The following is a 13,778-nucleotide window of genomic DNA, read 5'->3' as shown; positions in this document are numbered from 1 at the left end:
GGGGGCACGCGTGGAAGCTGCGTGGCAGTCGGTGGTTACCGTGCATGTCGCGAAGGAAATGCCGTTGCCGGCGATGCGCGTCGGCGAGCGTGATCGTCCGGATGTGGTGGGGGTGGGATGTGACTAAAATTCCGGTGATGGAGCGACGCAGCGAGGCCGCGCGGAGTCGTGGCGGAGGTGATCGCCGGTCGCCGTTCGACCGGTTCGTCGAGCAGGCCGAGTTGCGAGTGAGTCAGGCTCCGTTCTTCTTCGTCTGTGCGGGGATCGTCGTGGCGTGGCTGATCAGCTTGCCATGGTGGACGGACCTCAAGACCTGGCAAGTCGCCATTCATACCGTTGCGAGCGTTTTCACGCTGCTGTTGGTGGTGCTGCTCGAGAACTCCAGTCGCCGGGCAAGCGAGGCCGCGCAGGAGAAACTCAATGTCATCGCCGAGGCGCTGGCGGCGCTGCTGGCGTCGTCCGCGTTCGACGATTCCGAGCTTCGAACGGCCGCGGAGCGGCTCCGGGAAGCTGTTGGACTCGAAGAGCGCCACTGAAATGTGGTTGTTCGGGGATTCACCGGCGGCCAAGTCCGCGGCCCAATGATCGCGGCCCGGTAGGCGGGGACCGGATCCGCTCTGACCGGCGATGTGCAAAGCGCAGCGATAAGACAGATTGTGCGGGGTGGCGTGTTGTGTACACGTGCACGCTGTGCAGGTGCCGGGGAGACCCGCGCCGGTTCGCCGTGTGACGAGCGGTGGCACCGGTCGGATCTTTCGTCGCTGCGCCATGTGGATGCGCCGATGTTGGACGGCACGCTGACTTGTTCACGCCACGCCAGATGCTGATGTGGTCCGCCATTTCCGGTCGTGCATGGCGCATCTGGCAGTTCTCGGTGCGCTCGGCCGTGCCGGAGTACTGGTGTTGCACCCCGGCCGAGCGGACACTCTTTTCAGACCCAGTGTCGTCGGCGATCGGCACCGCATCGCGGTTACCTAGCCGATCGGCCACATAGCCCCGCGCACGTCGTCACGGACGCCGTCGGTATCCCAGTCGGTATCACTCAGTCGGAAACTCTTACCGAACTCGCGACCGGGGACCCTGGTGCTTGATCAGCTGCAATGCGGTCATTGCTATTTTGCAGCGCGCGATAGCCGAAGTAGCACACGACCATTTGGCAGGCCCAGGTGATGAGGGCCAAGATGTAGAAGATCGTGTGGTGCTCATCGTCGCCGGGTATGCGGTAGAAGTCGTACACCCCGGCGATCGCGGCTGCTGCGGCGCTGATGGCCGCTACCGCGATCGCATGACGGTGCTCACCGGCATTCCACAGCCGCCACGCGAAGTAGAGCAGGAACAGGGTGGTCAGGGCGTTCATCACGACGTAGAAGATGGCCGCAGCCAGCCCGAGGTCGTCGGCGAAGGCGGACATGAACAGGCCACCCACGATGGCGAGCCCGAAGACACCGATATCGACGGCGAGCGGCGGCTTGAATCCGTGGGTGACCTTCATCAAACCAAGGACGAGAATCACGGTGATTCCGACCGACCGGGAGAACGCGTCGAAGAAGAATGCCAGGTGATACATCGGGCTGGTTTCGTTCGCGCCGACCACCCCGTAAACCAGGAAGTTGGTTCCCGAACTCGCGACGATGATCCATTCGAGACCGAGTAAGTAGTTTCTGTAGTTCTTGATGAACTTCCAGCCGTAGGTGAACCCGGCGACGATCATGAAGAGATCGGCGAGTGCATACAGTGTTGTTTTGAGATCCATGATCAACCTTGTGCGAGGTCCGGTGTTCGATGTATCGACGAACCGAGGCGGCTAGTGCGAGACTTCGTAGATCTCGTCGCGCGGGGTGCCGACACGTTCGAGGCCCTTGTAGAACCGCTCCGGCTCGGCCCATTCTTCGGGCGTGAATACCCCTGCGCGGGTTCCGGGTTCTTCGTCGAGTGCCACCACCATGAACGCGGCACAGGCCGTTCCCGTCGCCGCGGCCATATCGGTGAACAGATAGGTGCCAGGTCCACTCACCGGGGTACGGCGGCTGACCACCGCGGGCAGGCCGTTGCGGAGGCCGGTCACCTCGACCTTCAGGGCGGACTTGTGGGGGAAGGTATGGCCCACCGCCGCCAAGGCAAGGAACTTGATCAGCTCGGTGGGCGTCGACTCCCCGGTACGCGCGATGTCCCGCAATCCGGAAAGAGCGTGGCGGAAGCCCTTCGAGCTGCCGCCCTTGTTGGTCATCAAGGCCTCCAAGAAGTCCACTGCCTCCTGCATGGACATGTGGCCCTTCTGCACGGCCAGGCCGACGCCGCGGACAATACCGTTGTAGGGGGCCGGATCCAGCCCGCCGAAGCAGCGGATGTTCTTGGCATCCGGGTACTTTCGCGGCAAGGTCACCGGCTCCGGGTGCGCGGTCTCGTGCACCATGGTCAGCCCGAGTCCGCCGCCCAGCTCCGTCCAGCGGGTCTCCAGCCAGGACTGGTGCATCACCGGTCCGCCGTTCTCCCAGGTCATGCAGGGACCGGCGGCGACCCGCAGCATATGATCGAGAACCGCGCGGCCGACGGCTCCGCGCTCATCGCCGACCACCCAATACACGTCGATGTTCTCGACACTGTCCAGCTCGGCGGCGGCGTCGGCGACCAGCACGTTGGTGAAGCCGGGCGACGCACCACAGCCGATGTACATCGGCACCCCCGCCGCTAGGGCGTCTTCGTGCAAGGACAGTGCGTGCAGGGTGCTCTCGATGTCGTCGTCGAAATCGAGATAGGGCACCTTGGCCTCCAGGCACGCCTCCATCACGGGGCCGGCGGTGCGGATGTACGGACCGGCACCGAGCACCACGAGCGCGGCCCCCTCGATGGCATGGCGAAGCCCTTCGCGGTCGTACAGGTCGAGCCGCGCGGCGCTCGCCCGGCCGGGAGGCAGCTGGCGCACCAGCTGATCGAGCAGCTCGGGACGGATGTCGTAGAGGGCCAGCTCCCAGTCTCCGTCAGCGACGGCGAACCGTTGGATAGCAAGCCGACACATCTCTCCTGCGGCCCCGATGAAGACAATTCGCTTGGTGCCCATGGCTGTACTCCTGTGGGTCGAGGGCCGCATGCGGCCCAGTGAATATATAGAACCCGATTCGAGTTCGAGTTCATGCAAACCTAGCGTGGAGGCGAACTCCGCGCTACCCAGTTGTCGAAATTGCGTCCCCAGCGTCATTGGCAATGTCTTCGACCACGGCGGATCCGGCCGGGTAGCCCAGGACGAACCGCCGCAACCCGGCGTTGTCCTGCCGGGCCATGTCCGAGGGCCGACGAGTCGACCGGCGTGCACTCCGCGATCGAACGTGCTGTCGTCGCCGGTAGTGACCTGCGGAGAGCCGCTTCGATGAAGTCGAGCGGAGAACATGTCTGGGCTGGAATCGAGGCTGAATGAGACGGTCGTCGACCGACTGTTGACAGCGTCACCCCCTGATCTTAAACTCGAATCGAGTTCGAGTTAAACCATGACGCGGCGTGCTGGATTCTCGCCGACGTCAACGGAATGGAGTAGGGCGACGGCGCGCAGGACGTGCAGTCCGTTGTCGGTGACGACGGTGCCCGTGGTATCCGGCAGCGAGCCCGCTGAGGCGGCTCGCTCACCTACGCCGCGAGAGCGATACAGCGCGCCTGATCACGCCCATCGCGCTTCGGGGTGTCGCTGATCGGCCACCGGCCAGTGACCCGGACCTTCCCTTTGATAGACCCAGAGTCAGGAGTTGATTTGCCAACGCACGATGTGCACGAAGAGGCCACCGAGGTGGTCGTCGTCGGTGCCGGAATGGCGGGGTTGATGGCGGCGACCACGCTGGCGCCGGAGGCCGAGGTGGTTGTTCTCGAATCCACCGACCGTGCGGGCGGACGAGTCGAGACCGTCCGGCAGGGCGACTACTGGATCAACGTCGGCACTCAGTTCACCGAGGGCACAGGCCCTCTGATCGATGCCCTCGACCGGCACAACATTCCGATGGGCTCGCTCGCAGGCAAGAGCGTCGCGCTCTACCTGAACGGCGGCCTGGTCGACACCTCGAATCCCGTCGCGCTCATGTTCCGCACGCGGATGACCATGACGGACCGCCTAGGCATGGCGATGGTCGGTGCACGTATCTTCGCGGCCATGCCGTTCCTGGAGTCGCAGAGCCGGATCGCGCAAAAGGTTCGCGCAAAGCTCGACACCAAGCTGGCGACGTACCTGCTCAAAGGCGTCCGGTCAGAACTGGCTGGCTCCATCGTTCGGTCGTGGTCGGCGCAGTGGATGGGATGCGAGGTCGACGAGACGGCCGCGACCCAGTTCGTCACCTCGGTCGCCGTCGCGCTGGCCGACCCGGCAAAGATCCCGAACTTCTCGCTGCCAGTGGGTGGAAACCAGACGTTGACCGACGTTCTGGCGGAGGACCTCGGTGGCCGGATCCGCCTGAACTCGGTGGTGCGATCGGTCCGGCAGGACGGTGACGGCGTAGTGGTCGACTACTACGACGGCGATCGTCCGGCGCGGCTGCGGGCCAAGCGCGCGATCGTCACCGTGCCCGGCGATATCGCGGAGCGGATCATCCCGGAGCTGCCGCAGCAGCAGCGCAACGCATTCCACGACATCACCTACGGTCGGTACGTGGTGGTCGGCTTCTTCACCAACGAAGTCGGGCCGCAATATTTGGACGACTTCTTCGGCGTCTCGACGCCGCAGTTGTCGTTCCAGGCGGTGTTCAACCACGCCGCGGCGTTGCGGAACGGCAGCGTTCGTAAGCCGGGCGGAGCACTGGCCTGTTTCGCGGGCGGCGCTCAGGCCGACGCGTTGTTCGAGCTATCCGACGAGGAGATCGTGTCGCGATTCTCGAAGGACTTGGTCACAGTACTTCCCGAACTGGAGGGGAAGCTGGGCGAAGGCATCGTGCGGCGGCACCATCGGGTCGTGCCCTTCTGGGCGCCCGGGGGGAGGGATTCGCTTCCGATCCTGCGTGATCCGCTCGGAAGCATCTACCTCGCCGGCGACTATCAGCTCGATTTGCCGTCGCTCGCGGACGCGGCCACGTCGGGCGAGCGAGCAGGGAAGGCCGTACTGGCGAGCCTGATCCGACCGTGACAGTCGAGGAGCCGACACGCTACGGCTGCGTCGCCGTTCGCCGGGTCGTCGAATTCTGATCCGGGCGCATGCTCGACTCCAGATGCCTCCACGCCCGACTCTCTCGATCGACGGGAGTCGGGCTCTCGGGTGGTCGGTGTTTGGTTGGAGGGAAGGCGCCTGCGCTGCAACACTATTCAAGACGTGGCGGGTGGGCTGGACCGGTGCCGGCTCAGAACAGGTCGACGTCATCGGTGACGAGGCGGTTGGCGAGCTCCTGTAGAGGTGCCGAACCGGCTGTTACGATCCCAAGTCGTGTTCGAGAACAAGACGGTTCCGCAGACCTCTGCTCGGCCTGCCCCGGTGCAGCGCCGCGGAATCGAGCGCGTGCTCGCGATTCTCGAAGCCGCCGACGGATTGCTGCGTGAGCAGGGCTACGAGGCTGCCACGCTGAAAGCGATCGGTGAACGGACCGGCATTCCGCTGGCGTCGATCTATCACTACTTCGCCGATCGCAACCAGGTCGACGTCGAGCTGGCGCATCGCCACGTCCGAGAGCTGGATGCGCGTATCGCGGCGGCGCTGGAACGTCGAGCGTCGCAGAACTTGCGCCAGGCCATCGATGTGATCATCGACCTGCTACTCGCGTACTACCGGGAGTTCCCGAGCTTCATCGAACTCTGGTACGTGGGGCGTACTCCTGCGATTGCCGAAGTGGCCCAGGTCTTCGACGACGCGCAGGCCGAGCGGTTGTGGCGCTACCTGATAGACCGAGATTTCATCGACGCCGACACGCCTCGACTCGCCCTCGAGCTTGCTTTCGAAGCGGGCAACAGGCTGTTCGACGTCGCGTTCCGGCGGTCGCCGACCGGCGACCAGGCCACGATCGCCGAAGCGCGACGGCTTGTCGCTGCCTATCTCGAGACCTACGCGCCGAAGGACTGACCCCGCTCGCTGCCCGCGTTGGTCGGCCGAGCCGTTACGATTTCGAATCGTGTTCGACTACTGGCCGGCGCCCAGAGCGACCGCTCGCCCGGCACCTGTGCGGCGTCCCGGGATCGAGCGCATGCGAGCCATCCTCGACGCGGCCGAGGTGCTGCTCGGCGAAAAGGGCTGCGGGGCCGCCACTCTCGAGGCTTCCTCACCCCACCTCGCATGAACTTGATGTCGACTTGAAGTGTCTTGCCGACCCTCATGCTTGTGCGCCATCGAACAGGCGAGGGACATCGGGACACCGGCTCGGTGGCGACGAAGTCTCCGCCGGTTCTGTTCGTGGAGACAAGGGATCGAGAGCCCGCCGCGCGGTCGGCGGGCACGGAGGGAGGAGACCCGAACATGCGTCACGATGACGTCGACGCCGGTGGCTACATCGCGGCGGTTGCCGCTCGGATGAACGAACGGGCGATCGAGGTCAGCGCGACAATTCGCACCTTCCTCGAGGAGGGCATCGTCGAACTGCGGGGTGATCCTCGCACCGGCGAGTTGCTCGGTGCCAGCGTCGAAGCCAACGTCGGCACGGGTCGTCCAGCGGCTGCTCGATCGTCAACTCATGGCCGGATCCGGTGTCGGATACGTCCACCAATTGCTCGCCGGCTCGGTGTGGACGAGTCTGTTCGCTCTTCCGCTCATCCGCCAGCCCACGTTGATCATCGCGGGTACCGACGATCCGATCATTCCTCTCGCGAATCCCCGCATCATGCGGCGACTGCTGCCGCATGCTGTCGTTCACCTTCACCCCGGCGGCCATGTCGACCTCATCATCAATGCCGCGGAACTCGCGCCGGTCATCGAGCGGTTCCGCGAGCAGCGGTGAGCCGAGGCGAGACACCGTTTCCGCGGACCGGACGGACGCCGATGGCGCCGAACCACTTTCGAGGAGCGATCAGGCGCCGCAACCGATCACCATGGCAAACATCGGGCTCGATGCCGATCCGGCGGCGGACCCAGCGGGCAGATGGAGTCGATGGTGGTCGGTGAGCCTGGTCGGCGCCACCTGTCACGCGATATTCACTCTCGTGGCGCTGGACCTGATATGAAGGTGTGGGTGGAACATAAGCAGTTGCTGGAACCGACCCTGACGGCCTTACCGCACGGGCCGCACGGTCTCGCTCGTGATCTGGTGACGGGGTCGCAGCGTCAGCGGCTCCTGTTCGCGGTGACGGTCGTCGTCGCGGAACGCGGCTATCTCACTGTGACGGTCGCGAATATTGCTGCGGCAGCGAAGGTTTCGCGTCGTACGTTCTATCAGCACTTCCCGGACAAGGAAGCGTGCTTCCTTGCCGCGGCCGAGACGGGTCGCGATCTGATGATCGATCATCTCGAGCGGGCGATGACGCAGGTGTTGTCCGAACAGCTGGGGCCCCTCGAGACTCTCCGACGCGGCATTCGCGAGTATCTCACTCTGTTGCGTGACGAACCATCGTTCGCGCGCTCGTTCTACCTGGAAACCGCCGTGGCCGGATCACGCGCGATCGAGTCGTTCGAGCGTTGCCAACACTGGTTTGCCGGATACATCCGAGCGTGGCGTGAAACGGCAGGCCCCGTCGATCCGTCGGTTCCCGATCATGCCTATCTGGCGGTGACCGATGCGACCAACGAGGCCGTCCGTCGAACCCTGCGTGCCGGAGGTGACTTGCTCGAACTCGAGGACACGGTGATGTACATCCACCGCGCGCTGCTCGGGCCGGATTTGCCTGTCGACTAGGACTTGGTTTTGTCCCCGGGACCGGTGAGGTCGCAGGAAGTATCGTCGCTGGTATTGCCACCTTCGGAGACGATCTTCGCGAACACCTTCGCGCAGTTGGCAAGAGCGGTACCGGAGGTATTCGCCGTAATAGTCGAGTTCCGCAATACGACGGTGCCCAGCGGAACGTTGACCCGATCGGTCACCTGGTGGGGGAGGGTGTCGAGGTAGGCCGGCGCCACGTTGATGCCGCCGCCGGCGTCCGTGGCAGAGTTTCCGGTGATCGTCGAACGATCGAAAGTCACCACGCCCCGGCCTCGGACATCTACCCCGCCGCCGCGACCGGCGAATCCACCGGGACGGGACCACTTTTCGGGATTGACCACGCGGTTGTTGGAGATCGTCGAGTCGGTGAAGGTGCAGGTGTTATCGCACCGCACACCGCCCGCCTCGCCGGATGTATTGCCGGTGATAGTCGTATTCTTCGTCTGCAAGTCCGACCCCGGCACGTTGAAGATCCCGCCGCCGTACCCGGCGCTGTTACCTTGAACCACAACGTCATCGAGTACCAGGTTCGACGAATTGGCTATGCCGCCCCCGCCGGTGTCGTAGAACGGGATCTCGTGTTGGGCGGTGACTCCGCCGGTCACAGTCAATCCCGCCAGCGTTACGGGCGAGGCGATACTGAACACCCTGTCGATCCCGTTGGCGTCCAGCACCGTCCGGTCGCGGCCGGCGCCCCGTAGCACCGTCGGCGCGGTGAGGTTCAGGTCTCCCGTGGTCGGATCGGCGTTGCGGCCCTGCACTTTGCTCGGGTCGGGCGGTATCGCCAGGATGTACCGTCCGGCGGGCACCACGATCGTACTGCCTGGACGGGCATTGGCCGTCTGCACCGCGGCGCGCAACGTGCAGGTGTTGGAGACCGTGCGGCATTGCCCGCTTCGGGGGTCGGCCGCGACCTCGTCTGCTGTGGAGTTCACCGTGATCACTCCTGGAGAATCTCCACCAGGCGCGTTGTCGGCGTAGGCCGCTCCGGAGAATCCGACGGTGCTGCCCGCGACTAGGGCCGTCATGGCGACGGCGCGGGCCGCCGCGGCAGATGTGCTTGTCTTCATCAAGTCTCTCTGATCCGATCATGAACATGGAGTAGGGTACGCTCGCGTTCAAGTAGGGAACGCGAATGATTACAACTTTGTAGCAGAATGAAGCACCTTCTGGAGCTTCGCCGAGAATCTTTGTGGCAGTTACCAACTCACCTCAGCCGGGACTACGGCTCCTCGACTTCTTCGAAGACGACTCCGGGTCCGGAGGTCATCCTCGACCTCGCAACTGTTCGTCGAGTGCATGCGCGATGATCGGCAGCATGTGTGGCGCGGTCGGTTCGTCGTGGGTGACTTCGACGCCGTGGCCGATGATTTCGCCGGTCACATAGGGTCGCCGACCGGCTGGACCGAGGCCGTCGGAGGTATCGACGGTCGCGCTGAAATACGTCAAGTCGCCGTCGAATACGGGACGCTGGTATCCCATTCTGGTCTGCGCCGCCGCGCTGTACGACTGGGCGATCCGCTCGATGGTGCCTGCGTCGATCAGCGAAACACCGCCCGGCTGTGCGCGGATCAGATCGGCGGCCTCCTGCGCGGATGCCTCGGCAAGCACATCGTTGATACCGAGGATCGGGCCGAAGGCAGCTTCCGCTGGTGTTCGGTCACCGGGGGCGCCTGATGCGGCCGGACGGTGATGCACTCGACAGAGAAGCCCACTGATTTCGCATCCTCCACGAACTCACCCCGACCCCACCGAGCCCTCAACTACCGCAAGCCCGCAGTTGTCTACGTGTCGTCGACGATGCGGGCGCGGTCCGGTGACTCGCTGGCTCATGATGACCGCATCGACAATCACCCGTCCGGGATGGGTTTATCGACAGAGCATCCTGATACGAATTGTCATAAGGGCCAGGCCGTTCGACCGCAGTCCCATGACGGCCGACCAACGGCCTCGAGGCTCAACTGGTCGGCCATCAAACGATTTCGGCAGACGGTCGACGCCGATCTAGAGCCGGCCTCCATGGCCCGTCGGGCGGTCGCCGTACTGCGCGTACCGGGACGAGCCTGCCCTGCAGTTCTGGGCCCCGAGTCCCGCCGCCGCGGAGCCGGAAGTCGGCGCCCTCAGCTCACGGTGTGGCTGGCGGATGGCTTGTGGCGACGGAATCCGGGCATGAATCGGTTGGTCTGTGCCTGATAGTCGCGGTAGCCCGGCCTCTTCTGCGCGCTGTAGTATTCGGCCGGGACAGCGCCGGTGTAGAACACGAGACACCAGTACATGATCGCCGACAGCGCGAACAGTCCGATGGCGGCGCCGATCGACGCGGCGGGCGTGAATTCGTCGAATGCTCGGCGCAGCACCGGCAAGCACAGGACGATGATCGCGTTCCACTGCATCCACTGGAAGAAGTAGTTGGGGTGTCGGCTGTAGTTCCAGAGTCCGACGTCGCAATGCCCCCGCGTATTCGTCGCCGACATCGACCGGACGAAACGGATCTTCTGAAGGTCGGCGACCGACTCCAGCACCCACGACACCGCCCACACGACGATGCCTGCCGCTGCGACTGCGCCTATTCCGGCACCGTCGATCGCGATCACCAGCGCTGCCGGTACCGCCATGACGGTGATGTTCGAGACTGCCTGGACCAGGATCTCGGCCACTAGATCGAGCCGCTCGCTGCCCAGGGTGGCCTTTGCCCACCGCTTTCGCTGGAACCGGTAGCGCGGCAGCTCATGGTCGAGTTCGCCGTGGCGCCAGAGGGCGAGCGCGGCGATACCCATGCGTCCGCCCATCACCAGGAAGACGACGGCCACAGCTATGGCAAGCGGGGATCTGTCGCTCATCGCGAGCGTCAGGACACCGAGGGCAAAGAGTCCCCAGGGCCATGCGATGTCGACATAGGACATCCGGAGAGTGCGCCACCCCGGGATGCAGGCAGCGCCCACGAAGATGACGAACTGGACGCCGAGGTTCACCAGCAGGAAATCCCGCAGCGCTGACTCGGTGAGCATGGCGCCGAGGACGACCAGGGAAGCGAGGGACGGGAGGGCGCGGTTCGCTAGTCCTCGCGCATTGCTCGATGGGGACGGCATGCGCACACGGTAAGATATAAGTTGGCAACTTGCAAGTGGCGCGGTACTAGTCTTCGGATTGTGACCAGAGTCCAGACGAAGCCACGGCGAAGCCAAGCCGAACGACGAGCAGAGACCCAGGATCGGCTGCTGAAGGCGACGGTAGCGATGCTCGTCGAGCAGGGGTTCGTCGCGTTGAGCGCCGCGGCGGTGGCCGCTCGTGCCGGAGTCAGCCAGGGCGCGATGCAGCACTACTACCCGACGAAGGCCGCGTTGGTGAAGGCAGCTCTCGAGCGCATCGTCGAACGTTACGTGGCCGATGTGCGGGCCGAGGTCGGCCCGTTGCCGCCGGGTGCCGGGAGGTTCGAGGCACTGCTCGACTTGCTGTGGGAGGTCCACAACCTGCCGATAAACCGTGCCCTGCTCCAGCTGTACGCCGTCGCCCACAACGATGTGGATGTCGCCGACGTTGCGGCCATGATGGCGAACCTCGCGACTACCGCCGTCGGAGATCTGGCGGGTGAGCTTGTTCCTGAGGTCGCGGCGCGAGACGGCTTCCACGAATGGTTGCTCACCACTCTCGCCACGTTGCGCGGTACCGCACTCCTGGCGGTACCCGGGGCCGAACAGGCCCACCTGGACTGGCCCACACTCCGCGACCGGCTGACGGCCTCACTCCCGTCACCGCCGTAGTCGGACTCCGCGCGCACCGCATGGAAGAGCGCGGCGTTGCGTAAAGTCATTGCGGCCGGGCGGCAAGAGCGCCGTCGGTCCTTCCACCGACCGTTCAGGTTCGGCTACTCGGAGTGAGATCGGGATCCACCGGTATCCCGATGCTCCCTCCGATGGAGCCTGGGCCATGTCGGCTCGGGCCGTGTGTTTCCGCGCATGATGTCGACGGCGAATTGCGCGTATTCGATGGCGATTTGTTGTTGAGAGACGGGGCCGCCAGGGCGGAACCATTGCGGGAGGGACGTGCACATGGTGGCGACAGCGCGGGCGGCTTCGCGCGGGTAGCGGGTGGTGAACTCGCCTGCCTGGATTCCGGCGGCAACTTGGTCGTCGATCATTCGCTGGATGTCGCTGCGCAGAGCGGCGATTCGGGAGCGGCTGGGTTCGTCGAAGCTGCGCATTTCGCTGGCCCCGATGAACGCGAGGTCACTGCGGTGCGTGTGGAACAACGCGAGGGCTTCGACCATGTTGGCGAATCGTTCGACCGCGGTGACGCCGTCGTCGCGGGCTGCCGGGATTCGCCAGTGCAGTTCGGACATTCCAAGGTCGAATACGGCGACGAGCAGGTCTTGTTTGCTCGGGTAGTAGTGGTAGATGCCGGCGACACTCATACCGGCGTTGGCCGCGATACTCCTCATCGTCGCGCCGTGGTAACCGGTCTGCAGGAATGCTGCGATCGCCGCGTGCAGAGCTGGATCGAGGACGAGGGGATCGAAGGTGCGCCATGTTTGCCCGTCGCCTGTCGACCGGGCGGCTGATGAGCCGGCGGCGTCGGCGGCTGACGGTAGCCGGGTGGCGAGAATGTCGACGGTGGCGACGCCGAGTTCGGCAGCGATCCGGTCGAGCCGGCCGACGGTCAGTGGTGTTTTGCCGTTCTCGATGGCGCTGAGGGTTCCGGGGCTGACGCCGATATTGCGCGCCAGTTCGCGGAGCGAGACTCCGGCCGCCGTCCGAGCCCGGCGCACCAGCTGACCCGCACCGGTGTCGCCGGGACCCTCACTCACGATCGTCTGTTCAGACACGCTGAACATAATACATCGCTCTTGTCCATTCGGATTGCGGAAGTACCGGCGGATCGCTTGACATCCTCGCAGGGTGCGGTGACCATAGTCACTACCTGAACAGCTATCTATCGAACGTCCGGTGAGTGTTCAGCTCTCCTGGTGAATGGAAGGATGCGCGATGGCTGAGACTCCGGCCCCTAGTGGTCCGCTGCTCACCGCTCGCGCGACCGCGTCGGAGGTCATCGGCCCAGTGGTCAACGCGTCAGTACGCCCGGACATACCCACACGGACCTGTTCGCGCCTCGGCGGGACGAGGGAATCTTGTTCCCAGTCGCCTCTGGGGGCTGTCGCCATACTTTCCAGGCTCGAGACTGACGGAGAGCCCGTGAGATGTGCGCCGCAGCAGGCCCAGCCTGCTGCGGAACCCACTTCCGCCGTGTCTCCCGGCGCGTACGACTGGCGATCCAACCCTCTTCGCACGGGACTGTCGCGACGAGACCTTCGCTATCATTCGCCGGTTCGCGCACCACCGGCTTCAGAACGGCGAACACGTCGATCCAGTCCTCTGACTTGCGGCGGGCCGCGGGTTGCCGTCGTCGTTCCCAGCAGACAGGTAAAAGCGATCCATATGTTGCTGCCTCTTGCTATTACTGCCATCGCCGGAGGTGTCTCACACTAAACTTGAACCAAGGATTGATCATGAATTCTCACGAAATAGCTGTCAACAGAGCCGGGTTTCATGCCGCTATGGAAGCCCTGATGATGGACGATCCCCATCCCAGTGATTACTTCGAAGACCCCAGTGATTACTTTCGGGATTGCCCCTCACGATGGCTGCGAAGAGCGCTCTACGCGTATGAATGGGCAAAGCGGACCTATCTTACTCAGAATCTTGATTCCACGCTCCACCAGGAGCTTCCACGGCCGGGCGAAGCTCGTGAAGCTGTCTTACTTCATGAGGCTGGAGAGCAAGAAGGACGGACACGGCGATGACTACGTGGCGTTGCCCAGTGTGTAACACCCGCATGCGTACGGAGTCCGACTACAGAAATGGCCGTCATCGCGAGTGCGAGAATGCCAAGCTGAATTCCGAAGACTTGGAAGCTCTGGCCCCGTGGCTCAATCCCCGCCCGCATCTCGATACCCACCCGAGAGCAGAAATTGGGGGATCC

Annotated in this window: 11 protein-coding genes and 2 pseudogenes; 6 read left to right on the top strand and 7 right to left on the bottom strand. The window is 64.3% G+C overall.

Annotated features, from left to right (window positions below; translation table 11 throughout):
• Positions 1-137 precede the first annotated feature (137 nt).
• Entirely contained in the window at positions 138-536 is a 399-nt protein-coding gene (locus AC3EO7_RS33630; RefSeq protein WP_435593409.1) for a low affinity iron permease family protein, read from the top strand.
• Positions 537-858: 322 nt separating this feature from the next.
• On the opposite strand, the pseudogene AC3EO7_RS33625 reads toward AC3EO7_RS33630, so the two are convergent.
• From AC3EO7_RS33625 to AC3EO7_RS33615, 3 genes and pseudogenes are all read right to left on the bottom strand, one after another.
• A pseudogene (locus AC3EO7_RS33625) lies at positions 859-1,046 on the bottom strand (transposase); the annotation flags it as partial.
• On the bottom strand, positions 1,043-1,753 hold the full coding sequence (locus AC3EO7_RS33620) for a transporter (RefSeq protein ID WP_435593408.1): 711 nt from the start codon (positions 1,751-1,753) through the stop codon (positions 1,043-1,045). The gene AC3EO7_RS33620 and the pseudogene AC3EO7_RS33625, both read right to left, overlap by 4 nt.
• 51 nt (positions 1,754-1,804) lie before the next feature.
• Entirely contained in the window at positions 1,805-3,196 is a 1,392-nt protein-coding gene (locus AC3EO7_RS33615) for a saccharopine dehydrogenase family protein (protein ID WP_435593407.1), read from the bottom strand.
• 543 nt (positions 3,197-3,739) lie between these two features.
• Between AC3EO7_RS33615 and AC3EO7_RS33610 the strand changes: the two genes are divergently transcribed.
• From AC3EO7_RS33610 to AC3EO7_RS33595, 4 genes and pseudogenes are all read left to right on the top strand, one after another.
• The gene (locus AC3EO7_RS33610; protein ID WP_435593406.1) at positions 3,740-5,095 is read left to right on the top strand and encodes a flavin monoamine oxidase family protein; all 1,356 of its coding nucleotides are present in this window, start codon (positions 3,740-3,742) and stop codon (positions 5,093-5,095) included.
• A gap of 294 nt (positions 5,096-5,389) precedes the next feature.
• Complete coding sequence (locus AC3EO7_RS33605) at positions 5,390-6,019, top strand: TetR/AcrR family transcriptional regulator (RefSeq protein WP_431971533.1); 630 nt, start codon at positions 5,390-5,392, stop codon at positions 6,017-6,019.
• Positions 6,020-6,629: 610 nt separating this feature from the next.
• Positions 6,630-6,887 (top strand): annotated as a pseudogene (locus AC3EO7_RS33600) (alpha/beta fold hydrolase); the annotation flags it as partial.
• Positions 6,888-7,106: 219 nt separating this feature from the next.
• Positions 7,107-7,778 carry a TetR/AcrR family transcriptional regulator gene (locus tag AC3EO7_RS33595; protein WP_431971532.1) on the top strand — a complete coding sequence of 224 codons (672 nt, stop codon included), beginning with the start codon at positions 7,107-7,109 and terminating at the stop codon, positions 7,776-7,778.
• Here the strand turns inward: AC3EO7_RS33595 and AC3EO7_RS33590 are convergent.
• From AC3EO7_RS33590 to AC3EO7_RS33580, 3 genes are all read right to left on the bottom strand, one after another.
• Positions 7,775-8,830 (bottom strand): CSLREA domain-containing protein, encoded by a 1,056-nt coding sequence (locus AC3EO7_RS33590; protein ID WP_488186310.1) that lies wholly within the window; start codon positions 8,828-8,830, stop codon positions 7,775-7,777. The two genes, AC3EO7_RS33595 and AC3EO7_RS33590, sit on opposite strands and share 4 nt — an antisense overlap.
• A gap of 238 nt (positions 8,831-9,068) precedes the next feature.
• Positions 9,069-9,413, bottom strand: coding sequence for a hypothetical protein (locus AC3EO7_RS33585; RefSeq protein ID WP_435593404.1), 345 nt, complete (start codon positions 9,411-9,413; stop codon positions 9,069-9,071).
• 509 nt (positions 9,414-9,922) lie between these two features.
• Positions 9,923-10,705 (bottom strand): DUF1295 domain-containing protein, encoded by a 783-nt coding sequence (locus tag AC3EO7_RS33580; RefSeq protein WP_488186309.1) that lies wholly within the window; start codon positions 10,703-10,705, stop codon positions 9,923-9,925.
• 333 nt (positions 10,706-11,038) lie between these two features.
• Here AC3EO7_RS33580 and AC3EO7_RS33575 point away from each other — a divergent pair, with 333 nt between their 5' ends.
• The gene (locus AC3EO7_RS33575; RefSeq protein WP_488186308.1) at positions 11,039-11,563 is read left to right on the top strand and encodes a TetR family transcriptional regulator; all 525 of its coding nucleotides are present in this window, start codon (positions 11,039-11,041) and stop codon (positions 11,561-11,563) included.
• 104 nt (positions 11,564-11,667) lie between these two features.
• Here AC3EO7_RS33575 and AC3EO7_RS33570 read toward each other — a convergent pair whose 3' ends face one another.
• On the bottom strand, positions 11,668-12,624 hold the full coding sequence (locus AC3EO7_RS33570) for a TetR-type transcription factor C-terminal domain-containing protein (RefSeq protein ID WP_435593402.1): 957 nt from the start codon (positions 12,622-12,624) through the stop codon (positions 11,668-11,670).
• Positions 12,625-13,778 lie beyond the last annotated feature (1,154 nt).

Source organism: Nocardia sp. bgisy118 (assembly GCF_057708605.1).
The sequence above is the reverse complement of the archived record's forward strand: the minus strand, read 5'-3'. Positions and strand labels throughout refer to the sequence as shown.